The 680-nt window shown below is 46.3% G+C and carries 1 protein-coding gene; it reads left to right on the plus strand.

What is annotated here, in order from left to right; genetic code table 11:
- The coding region (locus tag K1I97_RS10090; RefSeq protein WP_440219383.1) for a mucin-binding protein at positions 1 to 680 on the plus strand (680 nt) is incomplete at both ends.

Raw genomic sequence — 680 nt, forward strand, 5'->3', positions numbered from 1 at the left:
AATACGCAGATGGTCAAACAGCGGGTCGTCCAGCTCTGAAAGCTCCTGTCACTCAAGAAGCAGCCTTCACACGTACAGGTGAACGTAACCGTGTAACTGGCGTTGAAACCTTCGGCGCATGGACACCAGCTACGAAAGAATTGGCACAAGAAGCTACACCAGTAGTAACTGGATTCGTGGCAGACAAGGTCAATGTAGCAGCGAAGACAGTAACTCCTGATGATAAGGATAGCGAAGAAACAGTTAAGTACAGCAAACTTGGTTCATATGTACCAAATGTACCAGACGGACTTCCAAAAGTACCAAATCTTCCATATCCAAACGATCCAACAGATCCAAGCAAACCAGGTACTGATCTTCCAGTGATTCCACATGTACCAGGAACTACACCAGTAGGCCCAGATGGCACAACACCATTGACACCGAAAGATCCAAGCGATCCAAGCAAGGGTTACAACCCACCACCAGTTCCAAGTGATCCAACTAAGGACACACCAATCAGTTATGTGAAAGATGGTCAAAAAGCGATTATTACCTTCGTAGACCAAGATGCTAACAACAAGGAAGTTGGTAAGGTAGTTGAAAGCGGTAAGTCAGGTGAGCCAATCGGTACAACCAACTACGCAGCTCGTCTGAAAGAATTGACAGACAAGGGTTACGAAGTGGTGAACGATGAGTTC

This window comes from Streptococcus oralis (genome assembly GCF_019929345.1).
Taxonomy (GTDB): domain Bacteria; phylum Bacillota; class Bacilli; order Lactobacillales; family Streptococcaceae; genus Streptococcus.